The organism is Frigoribacterium sp. CF331, assembly GCF_057787905.1.
In genome coordinates this window covers 1,324,572-1,346,558 of the sequence record NZ_CM173545.1, presented here as the reverse complement: position 1 = coordinate 1,346,558, position 21,987 = coordinate 1,324,572, and the positions used below count along the sequence as shown (strand labels likewise).

General features: G+C 72.7%; 19 protein-coding genes. 8 read left to right on the top strand and 11 right to left on the bottom strand.

The features are described 5' to 3' along the window. Window positions 1-97: 97 nt before the first annotated feature. Together AC3CCI_RS06285 and AC3CCI_RS06280 are read right to left on the bottom strand one after the other, a co-directional pair. Entirely contained in the window at window positions 98-1,348 is a 1,251-nt protein-coding gene (locus tag AC3CCI_RS06285; protein ID WP_488628433.1) for a hypothetical protein, read from the bottom strand. Next, window positions 1,338-1,880, bottom strand: coding sequence for an RNA polymerase sigma factor (locus AC3CCI_RS06280; protein ID WP_354594436.1), 543 nt, complete (start codon window positions 1,878-1,880; stop codon window positions 1,338-1,340). The genes AC3CCI_RS06285 and AC3CCI_RS06280 overlap by 11 nt, the downstream gene beginning before the upstream one ends. Before the next feature lie 193 nt (window positions 1,881-2,073). Here AC3CCI_RS06280 and AC3CCI_RS06275 point away from each other — a divergent pair, with 193 nt between their 5' ends. Beyond that, the gene (locus AC3CCI_RS06275) at window positions 2,074-2,481 is read left to right on the top strand and encodes an arsenate-mycothiol transferase ArsC (protein ID WP_354594435.1); all 408 of its coding nucleotides are present in this window, start codon (window positions 2,074-2,076) and stop codon (window positions 2,479-2,481) included. A 233-nt stretch (window positions 2,482-2,714) separates the two neighbouring features. On the opposite strand, the gene AC3CCI_RS06270 is transcribed toward AC3CCI_RS06275, so the two are convergent. The 6 genes from AC3CCI_RS06270 to AC3CCI_RS06245 all read right to left on the bottom strand — a co-directional run bounded on the left by AC3CCI_RS06270 (window position 2,715) and on the right by AC3CCI_RS06245 (window position 10,279). Then, the gene (locus AC3CCI_RS06270) at window positions 2,715-3,680 is read right to left on the bottom strand and encodes a carbohydrate ABC transporter permease (RefSeq protein ID WP_488628432.1); all 966 of its coding nucleotides are present in this window, start codon (window positions 3,678-3,680) and stop codon (window positions 2,715-2,717) included. Next, entirely contained in the window at window positions 3,677-4,636 is a 960-nt protein-coding gene (locus AC3CCI_RS06265; protein WP_488628431.1) for a carbohydrate ABC transporter permease, read from the bottom strand. Before AC3CCI_RS06265 ends, AC3CCI_RS06270 begins: the two co-directional genes overlap by 4 nt. A 60-nt stretch (window positions 4,637-4,696) precedes the next feature. Further along, window positions 4,697-6,049, bottom strand: a complete 1,353-nt coding sequence (locus AC3CCI_RS06260; RefSeq protein WP_354594433.1) for an ABC transporter substrate-binding protein — start codon at window positions 6,047-6,049, stop codon at window positions 4,697-4,699. A gap of 75 nt (window positions 6,050-6,124) precedes the next feature. After that, window positions 6,125-8,416 carry a beta-galactosidase gene (locus AC3CCI_RS06255; protein ID WP_488628430.1) on the bottom strand — a complete coding sequence of 764 codons (2,292 nt, stop codon included), beginning with the start codon at window positions 8,414-8,416 and terminating at the stop codon, window positions 6,125-6,127. 510 nt (window positions 8,417-8,926) lie between these two features. Next, window positions 8,927-9,925, bottom strand: a complete 999-nt coding sequence (locus tag AC3CCI_RS06250) for a LacI family DNA-binding transcriptional regulator (RefSeq protein WP_488628429.1) — start codon at window positions 9,923-9,925, stop codon at window positions 8,927-8,929. Window positions 9,926-10,084: 159 nt separating this feature from the next. Then, window positions 10,085-10,279, bottom strand: a complete 195-nt coding sequence (locus tag AC3CCI_RS06245) for a hypothetical protein (RefSeq protein ID WP_354594430.1) — start codon at window positions 10,277-10,279, stop codon at window positions 10,085-10,087. Window positions 10,280-10,452: 173 nt separating this feature from the next. Here AC3CCI_RS06245 and AC3CCI_RS06240 point away from each other — a divergent pair, with 173 nt between their 5' ends. Then, complete coding sequence (locus AC3CCI_RS06240; protein WP_354594429.1) at window positions 10,453-11,805, top strand: hemolysin family protein; 1,353 nt, start codon at window positions 10,453-10,455, stop codon at window positions 11,803-11,805. Window positions 11,806-11,836: 31 nt separating this feature from the next. On the opposite strand, the gene AC3CCI_RS06235 is transcribed toward AC3CCI_RS06240, so the two are convergent. Next, window positions 11,837-12,316 (bottom strand): SRPBCC family protein, encoded by a 480-nt coding sequence (locus tag AC3CCI_RS06235; RefSeq protein WP_354594428.1) that lies wholly within the window; start codon window positions 12,314-12,316, stop codon window positions 11,837-11,839. A gap of 128 nt (window positions 12,317-12,444) precedes the next feature. Between AC3CCI_RS06235 and AC3CCI_RS06230 the strand changes: the two genes are divergently transcribed. The 4 genes from AC3CCI_RS06230 (at window position 12,445) to AC3CCI_RS06215 (ending at window position 16,890) form a co-directional block, all read left to right on the top strand. Continuing rightward, a complete protein-coding gene (locus AC3CCI_RS06230; RefSeq protein WP_488628428.1) occupies window positions 12,445-13,374 on the top strand; it encodes an aldo/keto reductase in 930 nt (309 codons plus the stop codon). A gap of 290 nt (window positions 13,375-13,664) precedes the next feature. Next, window positions 13,665-14,117 carry an S-ribosylhomocysteine lyase gene (locus AC3CCI_RS06225; protein ID WP_488628667.1) on the top strand — a complete coding sequence of 151 codons (453 nt, stop codon included), beginning with the start codon at window positions 13,665-13,667 and terminating at the stop codon, window positions 14,115-14,117. Next, window positions 14,114-15,085: a 5'-methylthioadenosine/S-adenosylhomocysteine nucleosidase gene (locus AC3CCI_RS06220; protein ID WP_488628427.1), complete on the top strand. Its 972-nt coding sequence runs from the start codon at window positions 14,114-14,116 to the stop codon at window positions 15,083-15,085. The genes AC3CCI_RS06225 and AC3CCI_RS06220 overlap by 4 nt, the downstream gene beginning before the upstream one ends. A 389-nt stretch (window positions 15,086-15,474) precedes the next feature. Further along, on the top strand, window positions 15,475-16,890 hold the full coding sequence (locus AC3CCI_RS06215) for a nucleobase:cation symporter-2 family protein (RefSeq protein ID WP_488628426.1): 1,416 nt from the start codon (window positions 15,475-15,477) through the stop codon (window positions 16,888-16,890). A 356-nt stretch (window positions 16,891-17,246) separates the two neighbouring features. Here the strand turns inward: AC3CCI_RS06215 and AC3CCI_RS06210 are convergent, their stop codons facing one another. Both AC3CCI_RS06210 and AC3CCI_RS06205 read right to left on the bottom strand, forming a co-directional pair. Beyond that, window positions 17,247-20,018 carry a molybdopterin-dependent oxidoreductase gene (locus AC3CCI_RS06210; protein ID WP_488628425.1) on the bottom strand — a complete coding sequence of 924 codons (2,772 nt, stop codon included), beginning with the start codon at window positions 20,016-20,018 and terminating at the stop codon, window positions 17,247-17,249. Then, window positions 20,015-20,953 (bottom strand): FAD binding domain-containing protein, encoded by a 939-nt coding sequence (locus tag AC3CCI_RS06205; protein ID WP_488628424.1) that lies wholly within the window; start codon window positions 20,951-20,953, stop codon window positions 20,015-20,017. Before AC3CCI_RS06205 ends, AC3CCI_RS06210 begins: the two co-directional genes overlap by 4 nt. A gap of 171 nt (window positions 20,954-21,124) precedes the next feature. On the opposite strand from AC3CCI_RS06205, the gene uraD reads away from it, so the two are divergent. Then, complete coding sequence (gene uraD, locus AC3CCI_RS06200; RefSeq protein ID WP_354594422.1) at window positions 21,125-21,646, top strand: 2-oxo-4-hydroxy-4-carboxy-5-ureidoimidazoline decarboxylase; 522 nt, start codon at window positions 21,125-21,127, stop codon at window positions 21,644-21,646. Then, window positions 21,643-21,969, top strand: coding sequence for a hydroxyisourate hydrolase (gene uraH / locus AC3CCI_RS06195; RefSeq protein ID WP_354594421.1), 327 nt, complete (start codon window positions 21,643-21,645; stop codon window positions 21,967-21,969). The genes uraD and uraH overlap by 4 nt, the downstream gene beginning before the upstream one ends. Window positions 21,970-21,987 lie beyond the last annotated feature (18 nt).

Below are 21,987 nucleotides of genomic sequence, written 5' to 3'. Positions count from 1 at the left end.
GGCGGGCCCCCACCCGCCGGCACCGGCCGTCCTGCGTGGGCCGACCCGCGCCTCCTGCCCTCGCGTGCCTCTGTCACGGCAGCGCAGGAGGCGCGGGTCAGCTCGCGGGGCGCGTCGCCACGATCGCCTCCGCGGCCGCGACGAGCTGCCCTTCGAGGGGCTCGCCGGAGACGTTGCCCGCGCCGACCTGCACCCACGAGTCGTCGGTCAGGACGTTGACGTAGCAGCTGCTGCCCTCGTCGTACACGCAGACGTACTCGGCCTGATCCGCCCCGGCCACCGTCACGGGGGACCGTTCGAGCTGGGCCATCGAGTCCACCTGGTCCACCGCCCAGCCGCTGCCCGACGACACCGTCACGGTCACGCCGTCGATGGGCTGGTTCGTGGCACCCTCCGACGGGGCCGCGATCCAGTCGCACTTCACGGTCCGATCGGCGGCCGAGATGATCGCGCTCGGGTACTCGACCTGCAGCTCTCGGGGGCCCTCGAGGCCGGGGGACGCCAGGACGTCGGCCAGGGGGACGGACGGGGCCAGCGCCGAGCAGGCGTCGACGCTGCTCCACGAGGACGACGGCCGGGTCCAGCCGCGTGCCGGCGACACCCCGTCGAGCTGCGTCACCATGCTCGTCAGCGCCGCGGACGCGTTCGCCGCTCGCGTCTCGACCGACACCGTCTCGTCGGTGGCGTCGACGTCGAAGGTGGCGAACTCGAGCCACCAGGTGCCCGACACGACGGTCGCCTCGCACCCCTGCGCGGTGCAGGTCATCGCCGAGGCCTCGCCGGCTCCGCCCTGCCGACCCCCGCTCGCGAGCACGGCATCCACGGCTGCCAACCCCCTCACGCGGTCGGGCGACACCACGACGGTGCCGACCGAGTACGGCTGTTCGCTCGAGCCCCACACGCAGCGCCGCACGCCGGCCTCGACGAGGGCGGCGTCGAGCGGGTGGAGCAGGGCGGCGCGTCCCGGCAGGGACGACGGGATGAACAGGTCCATCCGCACGCCGCTCGCGAGCGTCGCGCAGTCGATCGGCAGGGCGGGCTGCGGCACGAGCACCGGCGCCACGGTCGGCGTCGGCCGCGGCGTCGCGGTGCGCGTGGCCGTCGGCGACGGGGTGGGCGTGCTGGTCGGCGTGGCCGGGGCCGCCGCCGGGAACGGCGAGGGCAGCATGCCGAGGGCGAGGGCTCCCGAGCCGCCGCCGATCGCCAGCAGGGCGGCGAGGCCGAGGCCGAGGCCGAGGTTGCGGTGGCGCTTGCGGCGCGGGGACTCCGTGGTGCGTTCGAGGACGTTCTGCTTCATCGTGACGAGCAGGCGGGCCAGCTCGTCTCCGGTGGGGGGCTCAGAGTTCATCGTTCATCACCGCCTTCTTCTTCAGTCGCGATCGGGTGCGCGACACGCGTTGGGTGACGGCGCCGAGGCTCAGGCCGACCTGGGCCGCGGCCTCGCCGTACGGGCGGCCCTCGATCAGGCACAGCTCGACGATCTGCCGGTCGACCGGGCCGAGGGCGTCGATCTCGTCGCGGACCCACCTCAGCCGGTCCCGCGCCTCCTGGCCGTCGTCGGGGGCGACCAGGTCGTCGGGGAGCGCGTCGGTGGCGGCCCGGGCCTGCTTGCGGCGCAGGTTCGCGGCGTGGTTGCGGCAGACGACCAGCAGCCAGGGCAGCAACGAGTCGTCGGGCAGGTCGATCTGGTCGACCTTCTTCCAGAGGGTGACGAAGGTGTCCTGCACGATCTCCTCGACGTCCATGCGCGTCTCGGCCAGCGCCCAGGCGTACCGGGTCACGGTCGCCGCGTGCCGGTCGAACAACGCCGACAGCGCGCGTTGGTCACCCCCGACCGTGCGCCTGACGAGCTCGTCGTCGCCCTCCGTGTCGTGATCCACGTCCACCCCCTTCACTAGAGGAGTGTCGCGGAACCGACGAACCTGACACGGGATGTCGAACGGCCCGTCTCCCTCTGCCGAGACCCCAGGAAGTCGCCGAGACCCCGGGGCGCGGACGAGGGTGTCGGCGAGTTCCTGGGGTCCGACGCGGGCCCGTCAGGGGCTCGGCACCTGCGGTCGGTAGGGTGCGCGCATGACCCCGACCCGCGCCTCCGTCCTGTTCGTCTGCCAGAAGAACGGGGGCAAGTCGCAGATGGCCGCCGGCCTGATGCGCGACCTCGCCGGCGACGACGTGACGGTCGTCTCGGCCGGCACGGCGCCCGGCACCGCCCTCAACGCCCAGTCGGTCGCCTCGCTCGCCGAGCTGGGTGTCGACCTCGGCGACGAGCACCCCAAGGCGCTGACCGAGCAGATGGTCCGCGACGCCGACGTGGTCGTCGTCCTCGGTCAGGAGGCGCGGGTCGACGAGCTGCCCGGCACCCGGTTCGAGACGTGGGTCACCGACGAACCGTCCGAGCGCGGCATCGAGGGCATGGAGCGCATGCGCCTCGTCCGCGACGACATCCGGGCCCGCGTCGCCGACCTGCACGCCCGCCTCTGACGCCGCGTCCCCTGCGCCCCGCCGACCCCCTCGTCCTGCTGACCCCCTCGTCCGGCGCAGACACCCTGCCTAGGCAGATCGTCGACCGCCGCTCGCGGGGGTGGGCCCGGACGAACGGAGGCGGTGGTGACCTCTCAACGTCACCACCGCCTCCCGGGCCGCCGCTGCCACGGCCACGGCCCACCCGCGCCGACCTCCACCGTGAACCGGGGGTCGGGCGGGAGCCCCGCCTGCTACCCCTTCACGCCGCCGGCGCTGAGGCCGGACTGCCAGAACCGCTGCAGGAACAAGAACGCCACGACGAGCGGCAGGATCGACACGAACGACCCGGTCAGCACCGTCGAGAACAGCACCTGGGCCCCGCCGCCGCCGGTGGCCGCCTGCTGCCACTGGGCCAGGCCGACGGTCGCCGGGAACAGCGACGGGTCGTTCAGCATGATCAGCGGCAGGAAGTAGTTGTTCCAGGTCGAGACCAGTGCGAACAGCAGCACCGTGACGATCCCCGGCGCGAGCAGCCGCGACGCGATCGTCAGGAAGATGCGCAGCTCGCCGGCGCCGTCGATGCGGGCCGCCTCGAGCAGGCTGTCGTCGACCGCCTCGCTCGCGTAGACGCGCATCAGGTAGACGCCGAACGGGCTGACGAGCGAGGGCAGGATGATCGCCCACGGGGTGTCGACCAGGTTCGCCGCGCTGAACAGCAGGTAGGTCGGGATCGCCAGCGCCGTCAGCGGCACCATGACCGCGCCGAGGATGAGCCCGAACACGAACGACCTGCCCTTGAAGACGTACTTGGCCAGCGAGTAACCGCACATGGTCGCGAGCAGCGCCGCCCCGACCGAGCTGACGACGGCGTAGAGCACCGTGTTGCCCATCCACTGCACGAAGATGCCGTCCTGGAACGTGAACAGCTGCGCCAGGTTGTCGCCGAGGGCGAAGGTGCGGCCGAAGGCCAGGCCGAACGTCGAGAAGATGTCGCCGTTGGTCTTGGTCGCCTGGATCGCCAGCCAGACGAGCGGCAGCAGGAAGTACGCCAGCGTGATCCAGAGGATCACGGTGAGGATCGGCGTCTTGCGCTGGGAGCGCTCGACGCGACGGCGCGGACGTCGTCGACCCGCGCCTCCCGAGGCCTCGAGGCGGCGGGCGGGACGGTCGACCGACGTGGCGCCGGCGGTGTCGACGGGTGCGGGTGCGATCGTCACGACAGTCGCTCCTTGCGTGAGGTGGCGAGCTGCACCACGTAGCTGATGATCATGATGAGGAACCCGAGCAGGAAGGCGATGGCCGCGGCGTAGTTGACGTCCTGGTTCTTGAACGCGACGTTGTAGGCGTAGAGGTTCGGGGTGAAGTCCGAGCCGATCGCGTTGGGCGCGATGCTGTAGAGCAGGTTGGGCTCGTTGAACAGCTGGAACGAGCCGATCACCGAGAAGATCACGGTCAGCAGGATCGCCGAGCGGATCGCCGGGATCTTGATGCTCCACGCCACGCGGAAGGGCCCGGCGCCGTCGATCTCGGCCGCCTCGTACATCTCGGTCGGCACGCTGCGCAGGGCCGCGTAGAGCACGATCATGTTGTAGCCGATGAACTCCCAGCTGACGATGTTCATCGTGCTGCCGAGCACGTTCTGCGGCGAGAGAAGGTCGGGCGGGGTGAGCCCGAGACCGCTGATCACCTGGGCGATGAGGCCCGACTCGCGGCCGTACAGGTAGCCCCACATCAGCGTCGCGACGACGCCGGGCACCGCATAGGGCACGAAGATCGCCAGGCGGACGAACTTGCTGCCGGCCACCCGTCCCGTGTCGAGGGCGAGGGCGACGAACAGGGCGATCACGAGCATGATCGGCACCTGCACGAAGAGGAAGAGCGCGACGCGGCCGAGGCCGGCCCAGAAGCTGGGGTCGCCCAGTGCGCGGCTGTAGTTGGCCAGGCCCGAGAAGACCTGCCCGCCGACCAGCTGCGAGGTGAAGGTGCTGAGGTACCCCGCGTAGCCGAGCGGCACGAGGAACATCGCGGCGAACACGATCAAGAACGGGATCGCCAGGGCCCAGGCCGCGACGAGCTGCGGACGGTGCAGCGAGCTCGTGCGCCGCGGGGTGGCGGGCTGACGGGACGAGGAGGCGCGGGTCGCGTCTCGACGACGGGTGACGGAGGTGGACATGGGGCTCCTTGCCGGGCTGGAGGGGGTGCCGCCCGCGGACGGACGGCACCCCCGTGAGCGCTACTTGACGGTGAAGCCCTGCTGCTTCGCGTAGGTGGTGACGTCGTCCTGCCACGCCGTCAGCGCCGCGGACAGATCGGAGTGGTCGGCGATCGCCTTGCCGAGCGTGTCGTTGAAGCTCGAGTAGACGTAGTCCATGAACGGCAGCCACTGGAAGTCGGTGCTGACCGTGTCCGAGACGCCGGCGAAGAGCTCGTTCACCTTCTGGCCGCCGTAGAAGTCCGAGGCGGTGTCGGTGAAGTCGCTGCTCGACAGGGTGTCGGTCGTCGTCGGGAACAGGAACTGCTCGTTCGCGAAGGCGAGGGTCGACTCGGGGTCGCTGTTGAGGAACTTGCTGAACTCGGCCGCGGCGATGGGGTTCTGCGTGCCCGTGATGACGGCGTCGCTCGACCCGCCCCAGTTGCCCGAGACGTCCTCGCCGGCCTTCCACTGCGGGATCTTCGCGGCGGTCCACTTGCCGCTGGTGTTGGCGGCGGTGCCCTGCAGGAACACGGGGCCCCACGCGGCGGTCTGCCAGCTGGCGTACTTGCCCGACGAGAAGCCCTGGTACCAGGCGTCGTTGAAGTCGGCGTCGGTCGAGACGAGGTCCTTGTCGATGAGGTCCTGCCAGAAGGTCACGACCTTCTGCGTCTCGGTCGAGTCGAGGTCGATGCCGACGGTCTTGTCACCGTCGTACGAGAACGGCTTGGCGCCGGCCTGCCAGAAAAGCCCCACGATCTGGCCGGGGTCGTTGCCCGGCAGGTTCGAGATGTACGAGCCCGTCTTGTCCTTGATCGTCTGCGCGTCCGAGGCGAAGTCGGCCCAGGTCTCGGGCGCCTGGGTCAGTCCGGCCTGCGCGTAGATGTCCGAACGGTAGAGGTTGCCGAGCGGCCCGGAGTCCTGCGGCACCGACCAGACGCCGGTGTCGTCCGCGACCTGGTTCCAGACCCACGGGACGTACTTCGACTCGAGGTCCGCGCCTCCGTAGGGGGTCAGGTCGACGAGGCTGCCGGTCTGACGGAACGACGGGATGTACTGGTACTCGATCTGGGCGACGTCGGGCGCGCCCTTGCCGGCCTTGAGCGCCGTCCGCAGCTTCGGGTACTGCGCGGTGCCCGTGCCGACGTTCACCACGTCGACCTTGATCTTCGGGTACTTCGCCTCGAAGAGGTCGACCTCCTGCTGGATGTCGGGCACCCAGGTCCAGAAGGTGAGGGTGGTGTCGGTGTCCATGGCCTTGTCGATGTCGGCCTGCGACACGGGGGCGGTGGTCGAGCCGCCGCCCGATCCGCCGGACGGCGCGCAGCCGGTCAGCACGAACGCCGACACGACGGCGAGTGACACGAGCGCCTTTGCTGTGGTCTTTCTCTTCATGGTGGTTCTTCCTCGAGGGGGTGGGGGAGTGGTGCGGGGGATGGTGGTGCGGGTCGGGGAGAGGGGTCGGGTCGCCTAGGACGCGGTCTCGGCGGTCGTGCCGGTTTCGCCGGTCGTGCCGGTCGTGCCGGTCTGGGGGGTCTCGCCGGTCGTGCCGGCCTCGGCGGTCGTGCCGGCCTCGGCCGCGTCGACGAGCTCGTAGACGTGGGCCGAGCGCGGGGCGAGCGTCAGGCTGGTGCCCGCGGCGACGACCTCTCGGGTCTCGAGGTCGCGCACGGCGGCGGGAGTGGTGACGGCGGCCTCGTGGGCCGACCAGTTCGACACGAACGCGAGCCCGGGGGCGTCGGTGCGTGAGCCGGTGGTGACGGTGACCGTCTCGGTCGCCGCCCAGTCGCGCGCCGCCGTGGCCGGCACGAGCCAGCGGGCGATCGAGCGCGACAGCTCGGGGTTCGGCACCGTCGCGACGTAGCTGACGCGGCCGGCTCCGGAGGCGCGGGTCGTCAGCAGCGCGTCGGCCCCGATCTCGGTCGGCGCGGCTCGCAGCACCACCGTGGCGTCGTCGACCTGCAGGACGTCGGCCCAGCGGGTGCCGGCCGAACCGGGTTCGAGGACGAAGCGGCCGTCGGCGGGGTGGGTGCCGGGACCGTCGGCGGTCTCGGGGACCGGAGCCGCGCCTCCTGAGGTCGGGGCGTCGGCGTCGGAGTCGGCGTCCTCGACGTGGACGGCGAGGGGCTCGTCGAGGTTCGTGTACTCCTCGTACCAGACGCCCGCGGGGCCCGAGAGCCGGGCGGGTGCGGGGTCGCGCCGGGCCCGGGCGAGCTCGTCGCCGTAGCCGGTGCGGATGCCGACGACGAGGTGCCCGCCGGCCTCGGCGTAGGCGACGAGCGCGTCGAGGGTGGCGTCGTCGACGACGTAGAGCGCGGGCACGACGAGCACGGGGTGGCGCGCGGCCAGCTCGGCCGGGTCGGCGGCGACGAACTGCGCGACGTGCTGGATGCGCACCTGCGCGCCCACCTCGGCGAGCCCGCGGTAGTGCGCGTCGAACAGGTGCAGGTACGACTCGGGGTCGGGGGTGCCGTCGGCCCGGGCCAGCGGCGGGTAGGTCTCGAACGACCACTTCGTGTCGGTCGACCAGAGCATCAGCACGTCGGCGTCGGGTTCGAGCCCGTCGACCGCCGCGCCGACGGCCCCGAGCGTGGCGCCGAGCGCGGCGACCTCGCGGTAGATGCGGCCGGGGCGCTGGCTGTGCGGCAGGACGCCGCCCCAGTAGGTCTCGACGCCGAAGTGCAGCGTGTGCCAGTGCCAGTACTCGACCATCCGGGCGCCGCGGGCGACGAGCGCCAGCGCGGCCTGCTTGATCTGCCCGTCGAACGGCGGGTGGTTCTGCCAGGGGCCGCCGATCGACTGCGCGTTGGTCTCGGTGACGAGGAACGGCGCCTGTGCCGACGAGAAGGCCCGGTCGCCCCACTGCTGCAGGGCCCAGACGCCCGTGTGCCACCAGCCGGCCTCGCGGGGGACCTCGACCCCGACGGTCAGGCCGTCCTGCATCTTGTAGTACGGGTTGCCGGCCGTGACGTCGAGGCTCTCGACCAGGCGGTCGTCGGCGACCTGCGGGCGCGAGTACGAGATGCAGGTGGTGACGAACTGGTCGGCGGGGGCGTGCTCGCGGACGACCGCGGCCTGCCAGGCGATCAGCTCGTCGGCCAGCTCGCCCTGGAACCGCCGCCACTCGAGGTCGTACTGCGGCTGCACGTTGCCGTCGGGGCGCCAGAGCTGCGACCACTCGGTCAGGCGGTGCGACCAGTAGACCAGGCCCCATTCCTCGTTCAGGCGCTCGACCGTGCCGTACTTGCGCTGCAGCCAGGCCACGAAGCGGTCGAACACCTGGTCGTTGCGCGGACGCTCGTTGCCGGGCTCGTTGTCGACCTGCCAGCCGATCACGGCCGGGTGCTGCGCGTAGCGCTCGACGACCTTGCGCACGACGCGCTCGGCGTAGAAGCGGTAGGCGGGGTGGCTCTGGTCCATCTCCTGCCGGGCGCCCCAGCCGGCGCGGACGCCGGTCGTGCGCTCGGCGGCGATCTCGGGGTGGCGCACCTGCAGCCACGGCGGCACGGCGTAGGTGGGCGTGCCGAGCACGACGCCGATGCCGCGGGCGTGGGCCCCGTCGAGCACGGGCTGCAGCCAGTCGAGGTCGAACTCGCCCTCGCGCGGCTCCCACGTCGACCAGACCGACTCGCCGACCCGGATCACCGTGAAGCCCGCCTCGACCATCAGGTCGAGGTCGCGGTCGAGGGTGCCGGCCTGCTGGTACTCGGCGTAGTAGGCGGCTCCGAAGAGCACCCCGGAGTGGCGTGGAGCAGAAGTCATCGTTGACCCGTTCGTGTGTGTCGGCTGCGGTGGCGACGGTCGATGTCGACGGGAAGCCGGGGAGCTGCCGCGTGTGGCGGGGGTGCCGCCGTGGTGCTGCCGTGGTGCTGCCGTGGTGCCGCCGACCATGGTGTCGGCTGTGGCGTCCCTGGATGTTGTCGATAACATCGATGTCTGCGGAGAACGTAACTCACGCCCCGCCGCCCGCGCAAGACCCACTTTCGACGGTGGTCCGTGCGCTCCCTCTGCAGGACTCGGAGGCGCGGGTCGTGTCGTGCGGACCCCGCGCTCCGGCGTGGAACACGCGCCTAGGCAGGGGTCGAGCGCCGGACGGAGGGGTGCGCCGGGCGTGGCGGGCGGGAGGCGCGGGTCGGGTGGTGCGGACCCCGCGCTTCGGCGGGGAACACGCGCCTAGGCAGGGGTTCCGTGCCGGACGAGGGGGTGCGCCGGACGGGGGGCGCCGGACGGCACGGGGCCCGAGAGGCGCGGGTCGGCCGGCGTCCCGGCCCCTCAGCCGCGCGCGGGAGCCGTCGAGGCCCGGGCGACGAGGGTCGGCACCGGCAGGCGGGCCGCCGTGTCGGGGCTGCGCCCCTCGATCCGGGCGATCAGCGACGTGACGACGTGGGCGCCCTCGAAGCCGAAGTCGAGGGCCACCGTCGAGAGCGAGGGGACCATGAACCGCGCCTCCGGGGCGTCGTCGTTGCCGACCACGCTGACCTCGTGCGGCACCGAGACGCCCTCGGCCGCGAGGGCGGCGAGCAGCCCCATGGCCATCGCGTCGTTGGCGACGGCGACGGCCGTGAAGTCGTCGGTCCGGGCGGCCAGTCGCAGCCCGATGTCGTAGCCGGCCGCCGCGGACCAGTCGCCGACGTCGCTGACCGTCACAGCGCCTCCTGACGCGGTGATCACCTGGTGGAACCCGTCGGCGCGCTCACGGGCGGCGAGCCACTGCTCGGGTCCGGCCACGTAGGCGACCCGGCGGTGCCCGAGCGAGACGAGGTGCTCGGCCGCGACCCGGCCGGCGTGTTCGTTGATCGACTCGGTCGTGCCCTCGAGGATCAACCCGAAGTCGCGCGCCACGGGCACGGTGATCGCCCGTCGCTCGAGGGCCGAGCGGGCCACGGCGGTCTGCGCGGTCACGACGATCCCGGCGATCTGCTGGCCGAGCATCAGGTCGAGGGCGTCGTCGACGGAGCGTTCGTCGCCGCCGTCCATCGACACGATGTCGGTGACGTAGCCGAGCGATCGGGCGGCCTCGGTAGCGCCGGCGATGGTGCGGGCCGGACCCGACTGGTGCATGTTGTCGGCGAGCAGCCCGATGCGGTTCGTCCGCTGCAGCCGCAGGTACCGGGCGGCCGAGTTCGGGCGGTACTCGAGCTCGGTGAGGGCCTGCTCGACCTTCTCGCGCGTCGCGGGGCGGATGCCCTCGAACCCGCGCAGGAACCGGCTGACGGTCTGGTGCGAGACGCCCGCGCGTTTCGCCACGTCGTAGATCGTGGCGTCCTTCATGCCCCGAGGGTAGCGGTGACGCGCGCCACCGTGGGGTCCCGGGCGGCGAGGAGGCGCGGGTGCGGTCGCCGGGGAGGCGCGGTGCGGTCGGCGAGGAGGCGCGGATGCGGCCCGCGAGGAGGCGTGGGTGCGGGCGGCGAGGAGGCGCGGGTGCGGTCGTCAGCGGCGGCGTCTGTCGGGGCGCACCACGAGCCAGAGCACGGCACCGACCGCGATGCCGCCGGCCATGCCGAAGCCGATCGCGAGCCCGATCGACCAGCCGAGCACGAGCGCGAGGACGACCCCGGCGAGCAGTCCGAGCACGAGGCCCGACAGGACGTAGGCGGGCAGGCCGCGATCAGGAGGCGTCGACATGCCCTGGACGGTATGCGTCCCGTCGCCCGGCCGACCTGTGAGCCCGCCGATCGACGGCCGTCGATCCGCTGCACGGGCCCCGGGAGGCGCGCCCACCACCCCCACGGAGCCCCCGGCAGACGCACGGCTGATGCCCGGCACCCTCACGGCTCGTTCATCGATAGCGTCGTCTCATGGACGTCGACACCCTCGTGAACATCGGCCTCGTCGTGCTCTTCGTGCTGATCGGCGGGGTGTTCGCGGGCACCGAGATGGCCATCGTCACCCTGCGTGAGAGCCAGGTGCGGGCCATCGAGTCGCAGGGTGAGCGGGGGCGTCGCACGGCCGCGCTCGTCCGCAACCCCAACACGTTCCTGTCGGCGGTGCAGATCGGGGTGACGCTGGCGGGCTTCTTCTCGTCGGCCTACGGCGCCTCGACGATCGCACCCGACCTGGTGCCCGGGCTCGAGTCGCTCGGCCTGTCGCCGGGCGCCGCCTCGACGGTCTCGGTGATCGGCATGACCGTCGTGATCGCCTACCTGTCCCTGGTGTTCGGCGAGCTCGTGCCCAAGCGCATCGCGATGCAGAAGTCGGTCGCGTTCACCAAGGTGCTCGCGCCTCCGCTGAACGGGCTCGCGACGCTGATGCGTCCGCTGATCTGGCTGCTGTCGGTGTCGACCAACGGCGTCGTGCGCCTGCTGGGCCTCGACCCGAAGGAGCGCGGAGAAGAGGTCTCGGCCGACGAGGTGCGCGACCTCATCTCGAGCAACCGCGACATCCACGAACAGAGCCGCACCATCTTGACCGACGTGTTCCGGGCGGACGACCGCCGGGTGGCCGAGGCGATGCGGCCGCGCCACGACGTGACGTTCCTGACCGGGGCGACCCGCGCCTCCGAGGGGTACCACGAGGTGCTCGACCTGCCGCACTCGCGCTACCCGGTGACCGGGCGCGACGTCGACGACGTGCTCGGCTTCGTCCACGTGCGCGACCTCATGGCGGCGGTGCCGGCCTCGCGACGCGAGAGCACGCCCGACGAGCCCACGATCGCCGACATCGTGCGCCCGATCCTCGCGCTGCCCGGCACGACGAAGGTGCTCGCCGCGCTCACCACGATGCGCCAGGACGGCCACCAGATCGCCGTCGTGATCGACGAGTACGGCGGCACCGACGGCATCATCACCCTCGAGGACCTGCTCGAAGAGCTCGTCGGCGAGATCTACGACGAGTACGACGCGGGGGCCGCCACCGAGGTCGGCTTCGAGCCCGGCGGCACCCGCGACGTCGAGGGCGGCCTGATCGTCGAAGAGCTCGACGAGATGCTCGGCCTGACGCTGCCCGACGGGCGGTACGAGACGGTCGGCGGGTACATCCTCGACCGGCTGGGGCGGCTCGCGGTCGTGGGCGACACCGTGACGGTCGACGAGCACACCCTCGAGGTCGTCGAGACCGACGGCTACCGCATCGCCACGGTCCGGGTCACGCCGCCGCCGTCGCACCCCGAGGCCGTGGCACCCGGCGCGACGGGCGACGGGCCGACGGCCTGATGCCTCGGCGGCCTGACGGCCCGACGGCGCTCTAGGCGGTGCGTTCGACCTCGCGGGCGATGCCGAGCAGGACGCGGCGCATGTAGGGAGCCCAGGCGAACCGGACGATGCCACGGACGATCGTGCCCCGCCCCGGACGGGCGAAGAACGAGTACGTCCAGTCGATGCGGGTCCTGCCCGTGATCGTCGAGCGGTACGACCACTCGGCCCGTCCGCCCGACACGAGTCGGCCGAGCAGTCCGGTGAACCGGCTCAGCTCGTAGACGAACACCTGGTCGGGCTCGACGCGCACGAGGCTCTCGACGACGCTGCTGCCGTCCGAGAGCTCGAGCCGGCGGGTCCGCCCGACGGCGTCCCACGTTCCGGTCTGGTCGTGGACGGCCACGACGGCCGGGATCACCCCCGCCCTCGGGTAGAACCCGACGGGGGTCAGGGGCGTCGCGACGCGCCACGCGCGGTCGGGCGCGGAGGCGACGACGCGTGCGGTGCTCGCACTCGCGGTGACGGTCATGCCGGGGGTTCGGAACCGTCGGCGTGAACGACGGGACGCGTCCTCCCCAGGCCGCCCGCGCCTCCTCGTCCTCCACCGAGGAGGCGCGGGTCGACACCTCGCGTCGCCCGACGGAGCAGACTGGCCGCGTGAAGACGACGACGTTACCCACCACCGACCGCCCGGCCTCGACCATCGTCCTCGGGCTGATGCGCATCTCGGGCATGACCGACGACGCGATCCGAGAGCTCGTGGCCGAGGCCCGGGACCTCGGCATCGACTTCTTCGACCACGCCGACGTGTACGGCGACCACCCGCACCACTGCGAGCAGCGCTTCGGCGACGCCGTCACGTTGAGCTCGTCCGAGCGCGACGCCGTGCAGCTGCAGAGCAAGGTCGGCATCCGCGACGGCTTCTGGGACTTCTCGACCGAGCACATCCTCGAGTCGGTCGACGCCTCGCTCGCCGCGTTGCGCACCGACCGCCTCGACGTGCTGCTGCTGCACCGTCCCGACGCCCTCGTCGTGCCCGACGAGGTCGCCGCCGCCTTCGACCAGCTGCACACGAGCGGCAAGGTGCGCCACTTCGGCGTCTCGAACCACACCCCGGCTCAGGTCGAACTGCTCAAGCGCAGCGTCGACCAGCCGCTGATCGTGAACCAGGTGCAGCTCAGCATCACCCACGCCCCGCTGATCGCCGCCGGCGTCGCCGCCAACATGGCGGGGCTCGACCAGTCGATCGACCGCGACAACGGCATCCTCGACTACAGCCGCCTGAACGACATGACGCTGCAGGCCTGGTCGCCCTTCCAGAAGGGGTTCTTCGACGGAGTCTTCCTCGGTGACCGCGAGGGCTACCCCGAGCTCAACGACGTCATCGACGAGCTGGCCGCGACCTACGACGTGCCGCCGTCGGCGATCCCGGTGGCGTGGATCACCCGGCACCCGGCCGAGATGCAGGTCGTGCTCGGCACCACGAGCGTCGCGCACCTCCGCGACAGCGCCGCGGGCGCGGACGTGCCGCTCACCCGGCCCGAGTGGTACCGGCTCTTCACGGCCGCCGGGCACACGCTGCCGTAGCGCGGCCGGCCACCGCGCCCGCCCTGCGCGCAGCCCGCCACGAGGTAAACGTCCCGCCACGTTTTGTCGTGGCGTGATGTTTACTTCGTGGCGGGGTAGCGGCGTGGCGGCGTGGCGGCGTGGCGGGACGCGGGTGGCGGGGCGGCGTGGCGGGTCGCGTCACGTCGGTACCCGCGCACGGGGAATGTCCTAGGGTCGACACGGCGTTGGGACGCACAGACCGGTGCAGCGCCGGCGCGACCCCCGCGCCCCGTCCGCACCCCGAAGGGACCATCGTGACCCAGCCCAAGATGAACGTCGAGTCGTTCAACCTCGACCACCGCACCGTGGCCGCGCCCTACGTGCGCGTCGCCGACCAGAAGACGCTGCCGCACGGCGACGTCATCACCAAGTTCGACGTCCGGTTCACGCAGCCGAACGAGGGTCACCTCGACATGACGTCGGTCCACTCGCTCGAGCACCTGTTCGCCGAGCACTCGCGCAACCGCTCCGGCGACGTGATCGACTTCTCGCCGATGGGCTGCCAGACCGGCTTCTACCTGATCCTGCAGGGCGACCCCGCGATGGACGACGTCCTGTCGTTGATCGAGGGCACGCTCACCGACATCACCATCGCCACCGAGGTCCCCGCGGCCAACGAGGTCCAGTGCGGCTGGGGTGCCAACCACTCGCTCGAGGGCGCCCAGGGGGTCGCACGCGACTTCCTCGCGGCCCGCGACGAGTGGTCGACCGTCACCCGATGACCGGGACGCACGCCGCGCCTCCTGCCGACGGGGTCGCGGCGCTCGCCGTGCCGTCGATCATCGTCGTCGTGGCGATGGCCGACGAGGCCGAGCCGTTCGTCTCGCGAGCCTCGCGGGTCGACGAGCCGGTCGCGGTCGGAGGGTCGTTGCAGCGCGTGCTCGAGATCGACGGGGTCGAGGTGCTGCTCGTCCAGAGCGGCATCGGGTTCGTCAACGCGGCCGGGGCGGCGACGTCCGCCATCGTGCGGGCGGGGTCGCTCGAGGGCGTCGTGCCGACCGTCATCAGCGCCGGCACCGCGGCGGGCATGGGGGCCGGCATCGAGATCGGCGACGTCGTCGCCGGGTCGGAGTACGTCAACCTCGACGCGGACGCGCGCGTGTTCGGCTACCGGCTCGGGCAGGTCCCCGGCATGCCGGCCAGCTTCCACGCCGACGACGGACTGATGGAGGCGGCGGTCGCCTACGACACGTCGGTCCCGTCGGGCTCGGGCTCGGGCTCGGGTCCTGCCGAGGCGACGGGCGCGGGCTCCGGCGACTCGGCGGGCTCGGTCGGGTCGTCCGGGGCGGGCGCGGGCACTCACACCTCCGGCGCGACGGGCGGGGTCGGTGCCTCGGTCTCGTCCGAGGCCGCCGGAGCGCACCACGACTGGTCCGTGCGCCCGGGGTTGATCGCCTCGAGCGACGCGTTCATGACGGCCGAGCGCGTGATCGGCGTGCGCAGCGCCTTCGCCGACGTGGTCGACGTGGACGCGGTCGACATGGAGTCGATGGCCATCGCCCAGACCTGCCACGTCCACCACGTGCCGTTCGTCTCGGTGCGCGGCATCAGCGACCTCGCGGGGCCCGACGCCCACGACGTGCACGACGAGAACCTCGCCCTGACGGCGGGTCGGTCGGCGGACGTCACGATGCACCTCGTCCGGGCGATCGCCGCCGGCCGACCAGGCCGCAGGCCGGCCGCCGGCTGACCCGGCCGCCGGCTGACCCGGCCGCCGGCTGACCCGGCCGTCGGCTGACCCGGCCGCCGGCGCGCTCGCCCGCCCGCCGGCCGCAGGCCGGCCGTCCCGCCAGCCGGCGGTTCCGTATGCCGGTACCGCCCGCTCGCCGCTGGTGGTCCCGCTCGCCCGAACCGCGCCTCCTGCGCCTCGAACCCTGTTCGCGAAGTCGAACCCCGTTAAAACGGGGTTCTCCTTCGTGAACGGGGTTCGGCGAGGCCGTCACCGACGATGCCGACGCGGGGTGCGGCAACACCCGTTGGCCCGACGACACGCGCCTGAAACACGCGTGCCGTCGCGACGAAACGCGCGTTTCGTACGCTGACGGCGACCACCCGACATCCCCACGATCAGGAGCACCGATGTCACAGCCCTCGCCCGCCGGCGCCGCACCCGTCGAGACGACGCACCCCGTCGATCGCGTCCCCCCGCTGCGGAGGCTCTTCCCGCTCGGCCTCCAGCACGTGCTCGCGATGTACGCCGGGGCGGTCGCGGTCCCGCTCATCGTGGGCGGTGCGCTGGTCGGCATGGGCCAGCTCGAGCCGGGAGACGTCGCGTACCTGATCAGCGCCGACCTGTTCGTGGCCGGGATCGCGACCATCGTGCAGTCGGTCGGCTTCTGGCGGTTCGGCGTGCGACTGCCGCTGATGCAGGGGTGCACCTTCGCGGCGGTCGGGCCGATGATCGTGATCGGCGGCGAGTACGGCATCACCGCGATCTACGGGTCCGTCATCGCGAGCGGCGTCTTCATGATGGTGCTCGCGCCGTTCTTCTCGAAGCTCGTGCGGTTCTTCCCGCCGATCGTGACCGGCACGGTGATCCTGATCATCGGCGTCTCGCTGATGGACGTCGCCGCCGGCTGGGTCGGAGGAGGCGCGGGTTCCGACGACTTCGGACGTCCCCTCGACGTCGCCTTCGCCGCGGGCACCCTGCTGCTGATCGTCCTGATCGAGCGGTTCGCGCCTCCCGGCCTCCGTCGCCTGTCGATCTTGCTGGGTCTCGTGGTCGGCACCCTGGTGGCCTGGCCGGCCGGACTGACCGACTGGAGCGGGGTGGCCGAGAGCAGCTGGTTCGGGCTCGCCCTGCCGTTCCACTTCGGGCTGCCGACCTTCCCGGTGAGCGCGATCGTGTCGATGTGCATCGTCGGCCTCGTGATCATGACCGAGACCACCGGCGACATCATCGCCGTGGGCGACATCGTCGACCGGCCGGTGACGCCGCGCCGCCTCGCCGACGGCCTGCGCGCCGACGGCCTGTCGACCGTCATCGGTGGCGTCTTCAACACGTTCCCGTACACGGCGTTCGCCCAGAACGTCGGGCTGGTGAGCATCACCGGCGTGAAGTCCCGGTACGTCGCGACGCTGGCCGGAGGCATCCTCGTGGTGCTCGGGTTGGTGCCTGCGCTCGGGGCGGTCGTCGAGGGCGTGCCGGTCGCGGTGCTCGGCGGGGCGGGCGTCGCCCTGTTCGGCATGGTGGCGGCGAGCGGCATCCGCACCTTGTCTAAGGTGCGGTTCACGAACTCGAACATCCTGATCGTCGCGATCGCCCTGGGCGTCAGCCTGCTGCCCACCGTCAGCCCCGAGATCTACGCGCAGTTCCCGACCTGGTTCACCATCGTGTTCGACTCGGGCATCAGCGCCGGAGCCATCGTCGCCGTGCTGCTCAACCTGCTGCTCAACTCGCCCCGGGTGCAGGCGCGGGACGGCGGGGCCGACCGCGACGTGTCGGCGCACGACGCCGTCCGCGGGCCCGCGGCACCGGCTGCTCACGAGGGCTGACGCACCGCGCCGCACCGCACCGCGCGGGCTCACGGGCAGCACATCGCACCGCCGTCTGGACGTCGCACCGCCACATCCGGCGGTGCGACGTCCAGGTGGCGGTGCGGCGGCGAACCCGGTGGGTGCCGGATCATGCTCACGGCAAAGGAGGCGCGGCGTGCCGAAGCGCGTCCCGTCCCGTTCCCGGCGACGGGCGGCCCGGACGAAGCGGCCCAAGCGCCTGGCGGCGTACCGGCCCGGTCGGCCTGGCGCCGGGGCGGCCCGGGAGGCCCGGCCCCGGGAGGCCCGGCCCCGGGAGGCGCGGCGGCAGGGCGTCCCGGCGCAAGGGCGGCCCGGCAGGGGAGCGCCCCGGCGGCTCAGCGACCTCCGGCCAGCCGCCAGAGCCGGTCGCGTGACATGGGCAGCTCGTGCGGGCGCACCCCGAGCGCGTCGCGGATCGCGTTCGCGAGGGCCGGGGCCACGGGGTTGTAGGGGGCCTCGCTCATCGACTTGGCGCCGAGCGGCCCGAGGTCGTCGTGCGTGGTCGCGAAGTGCACCTCGGTCTGGGGCACGTCGCCGAACTTGGGCAGCCGGTAGTTGCGGAACGCCGTCGTCAGCACCCGACCCTCGTCGTCGAGCACCATCTCTTCGTACAACGCCGTGCCGATCGCCTGGGCCGTGCCGCCCTCGACCTGCCCACGCAGCTGCTCGGGGTTCAACACGACCCCGGCATCCGCCGCCTGCACCGAGCGGAGCAGTCGCACCTCGCCGGTCGCCCGGTCGACCGCCACCTCGAAGCCGTGCACGTTGAACGCCACCGACCGGGGCGTGCCGTCGTGCGCACCGTCGGCGGCGAGCGGGCCGTCGGCGAGCAGCCGTTCGGCGGACACGAGCACGGTGGCGTCGGCACCCGGGCCCACCCGCACCACGACGCCGCCGGCGACCACCTCGGGGGCGCGGCCGGTCTCGACGGCGTGACCCGCGCCTCCTGCGATCGCCAGGGCGCGGTCGACCATCGCCGCCCGGAGCTTGTGCGACGCGGCGAGCAGGGCCTTGCCCGCGACGACGACTCCTGCCGAGCCGTAGGCACCCGTGTCGTAGCGCGCGACGTCGGTGTCGGACTGCCGGACGACGACGCGGTCGGGCGTGGTGCCGAGCGCCGAGGCGACGAGCTGGGTGTGGACCGTCGTCGTGCCGTTGCCGAACTCGGCGGTGCCCACGCCGATGTCGTACCGGCCGTCGGGCAGCAGCGCGATCGAGGTGTCGGCGAAGTGCCCGCGCGGCGGGATCGTGGCGATCATGGCGAGGGCCATGCCGCGCCCCGTCGACCACGTCGGACCGACGGGGGCAGGAGGCGCGCCCTCGGGGGCGGGGGACGCCAGCGCCTCCTCGACGAGGTCGAGGCACTGGTCGAGCCCGTAGCTGCCGATCAGCAGGTCGCTCTCCTCGTCGGGGTCGGTGACCACCATCGGGTCGCCCGGGACGATCACGTTGCGGCGGCGCAGCTCGAACGGGTCGATGCCGAGCTCGCGGGCGAGCTCGTCCATCGCGGACTCGACGGCGAACACGACCTGGCCGAGCCCGTAACCGCGGAACGCCCCCGACGGCAGGTTGTTCGTGTAGACCGACTCGGCGTCGACGCGCTTGGCGGGGCAGCGGTACACGCTGGTCGACTCGTGCACCGAGTGGTACATGACGCCGACCCCGTGGTTGCCGTACGCGCCGGTGTCCATCAGCTGGTCGACGTGCAGGGCGGTCAGCACGCCGTCGCTCGTCGCCCCGACCCGGACGCGCACCCGCATCGGGTGGCGGGTCGGCGCGATCGTGAACTCGTCCTCGCGGGTGAACTCGTACTGCACGGGCCGCCCGGTCCGCAGGACGGCGAGGGCGACCAGGTCTTCGGTGATCAGCTCTTGCTTGCCGCCGAACCCTCCGCCGACGCGGGCTGCGAAGACGCGCACCCGGTCTTGAGGCAGGCCGAAGACGTGGGCCAGCTCGTCGCGCACGAGGAACGGCACCTGGCTCGCCGTGCGGATCACCAGGCGGCCGTCGTCGTCGAGCCATCCGCGTGAGGCGTGCGTCTCGAGGGCCCCGTGCGAGACGCGTTGCGTGCGCCAGGTGCCCTCGACGACGGCGTCCGCGGCGGCCAGGCCGGCCTCGACGTCGCCCGTCTCGTCGTGCATCGCGGCGACCGTGTTGCGCTCGGGGTGGGCGATGCGCGAGACCTCGGTGGTCTTCTCGCCGTGCAGCAGCGGGGCCCCCGGCGATCGCGCCGTCTCGGGGTCGAACACGGCGGGCAGCGGTTCGTACTCGACCACGAGGGCCGCCAGGGCGTTCGTCGCGGTGCGCACGTCGTCGGCGACCACGGCGGCGACCCGCTGGCCCCGGAACCGCAGCACGGGGTCGAGCACGAGGCCGTCGTCGGGGTCGTCCTCGCGGTCTTCGTGCCGACCGGTCGAGAACAGCGTCGCGGGGGAGTCGCGGTGCGTCAGCACGAGGTGCACGCCGGGCATCGCCTCGGCGGCGGTCGTGTCGATCGACGTGATGCGCGCATGGGCGTGCGGGCTGCCGAGCACGGCCAGGTGCAGCAGCTTCGTCGTGCTGCGGAAGTCGAGCGTGTACGGCTCGGCGCCCGACACCACGCGCATCGCGGCCGGGGCCCCCACCGACCGCCCGGCCGCCTCGCCGTCGGCGGGCGCCACGGTGTTCCGCACGCCGCAGATCGCGTCGCCGATCGCCCGGTACCCCGTGCACCGGCAGAGGTTCCCCTTCAGGAGGCGCGGGAGGTCGTCGCGGTCGGCCTCGGTGAACGTCGAGGCCGTCACCACTATGCCCGCCGTGCAGAATCCGCACTGGAACCCGGCCGCGTCGGCGAACGCCTGCTGCACGGGGTGCGGGTGGTCGGGGGTGCCGAGGCCGGCCGCCGTCGTCACGGCCCGACCCTCGAGACGATGGGCCGGGTAGATGCACGAGTGAACGGGTTCGCCGTCGACGAGCACCGAGCAGGCGCCGCAGTCACCGGCGTCGCAGCCCTTCTTGACCGAGTGCACGCCGTTCTCGCGCAACAGCGTGCGCAACACCTGCCCCGGGGCGACGTCGGTCTCGAGGGGGAGGCCGTCGACCTCGAACGTGACGTGCCTCGGGGTCATCGCGCGCCTCCTGGGGTCGTGGTGCCGGGACGCGTCGTCCTCGCCCGGGCGGCGGCACCGCGCGGGTCGTGGGTCGGCTCGCGGTCGGGTCGCACACCGGCGCCGGTGCCGTGTGCGGCCCCGACGGTGGCCGCACGGCCGAGCTCGAGGCGCAACTCGTCGGCGAAGCGGGTGCTCGTCGCGCGGCGCCAGTCGGGGTCACCGTGCGGGTCGGAGTACCAACAGTCGACGCCGGCCATAGCGTCGGCCAGCGACCGTTCGCCGGGGACCTCGTCGAAGCGCAGCTGCACCGGACGCGTCGTGCCGGCCGTGACCGTCACGACGAACTCGCCGTCGAGGCCGAGTCGCGCCGTGACCAGGGTGCCCGACCGACCCAGCGGGCTCAACGAGATGCGCCGGAACCCGGTTCGCGACCGCAACGAGCCGAGCGGCACCTCGAGGGACCGCAGCACCTCACCCGGCTCGAGGGCGTTCTGCACGACCCCGGTGACGAACGCCGACACGGGCAGGCGGCGCTCGCCGCCGTCGGTGGTCCAGACGACGGCGGTGGCGTCGAGCGTGGCCATCAGCGACGTCATCGCACCGGCCGGCAGCCCGAGGGCGACGTTGCCGCCGACGGTGGCGACGTTCCAGATCTTGAACGAGGCGAGCAGCGAGTTCGCGCACTGGTCGACCAGGCGGTGGGCCGCCCAGTCGTCGTCCGGGGGCAGGCGCAGCAGCTCGGCGATGGTGCAGGTCGCGGCCACGGTGAGGACGTCGGTGCCTCGCTCGACCGGTGCCCAGCCGAGCGAGGTCAGGTCGACGAGGCCGGTCAGCCCGGGCTGCCGTTCGGAGAACAGCCAGGTGCCACCGCCGAGCGGGCGCTCGCCGGGCGCGAAGACGACCTCGTCGCGGCGCGACGGCGTGCGGATCTCGCGAACGGTGGTCAGGTCCATGGGAGCCCCCACTCTGCACGACCGGCGTTTCGGGCATGTGTCGGCTCTCTCGTCGTCGAACCACCGCCACCCGGCACGACGCGGACGGGCACCCCGCCACCCGGGACCGAGGAGGCGCGGGTCGGCCGGCCGCGCCTCGCGCCCCGGAGCCACGTCGCTAGGGTGTGCGTCATGATCGACCTCGACCGAGCCGACCTGCGCTCGCACCTGTTGGCCGCCCTGAACGTCGAGCGGTGGGCCGACGACGTCGCCGCGCAGGCGCCGTTCGCCGACGCCGACGCGCTGATCACGGTCGCGGCCGCCGCCGCCACGCCGCTCAGCCCGGCGGAGATCGACGAGGCGATGTCGCACCACCCCCGCATCGGCGAGAAGCCGGTCGGCGAGGGGGCCGCGCAACAGTTCAGTCGACGCGAGCAGGCGTCGGCCGCCGACGCCGACGACGCGCACCTCGCGCAGCTGCTGGCCGAGGGCAACGCCGCGTACGAGGAGCGTTTCGACCGCGTGTTCTTGATCCGTGCCGCCGGTCGGAGCAGGGCCGAGATCGTCGGCGAGCTGCACCGGCGGCTGCGACTCGACGACGAGACCGAGTCCCGCATCGTCGGTGCCGAGTTGCGCGACATCGCGCTGCTGCGGCTGCAGTCGACCTTCGCCGAGCCCGACGCGGCCGAGGGCGACGCCGAGGCCCGCGCATGAGCCACGTGACGACGCACGTCCTCGACGCCGCCCTCGGTCGCCCCGCGGCCGGCATCGCCGTCGCCCTGCACGACGCCCGGGGCGTCGAACTCGCCACCGGCGTGACGAACGCCGACGGGCGCGTGCCCGACCTCGGCCCGGACGCCCTGCCCTCGGGCGATTACCGCCTCGTCTTCGAGACCGCCCGCTACTTCGCGGCGGCACGGCGCGACACGTTCTACCCGCGCGTGACGATCGACTTCACCCTCGCCGACGAGTCGAGCCACTACCACGTGCCCGTGCTGCTCAGCCCGTTCGCCTACTCGACCTACCGGGGCAGCTGACCCCATCGACCGCCCTCG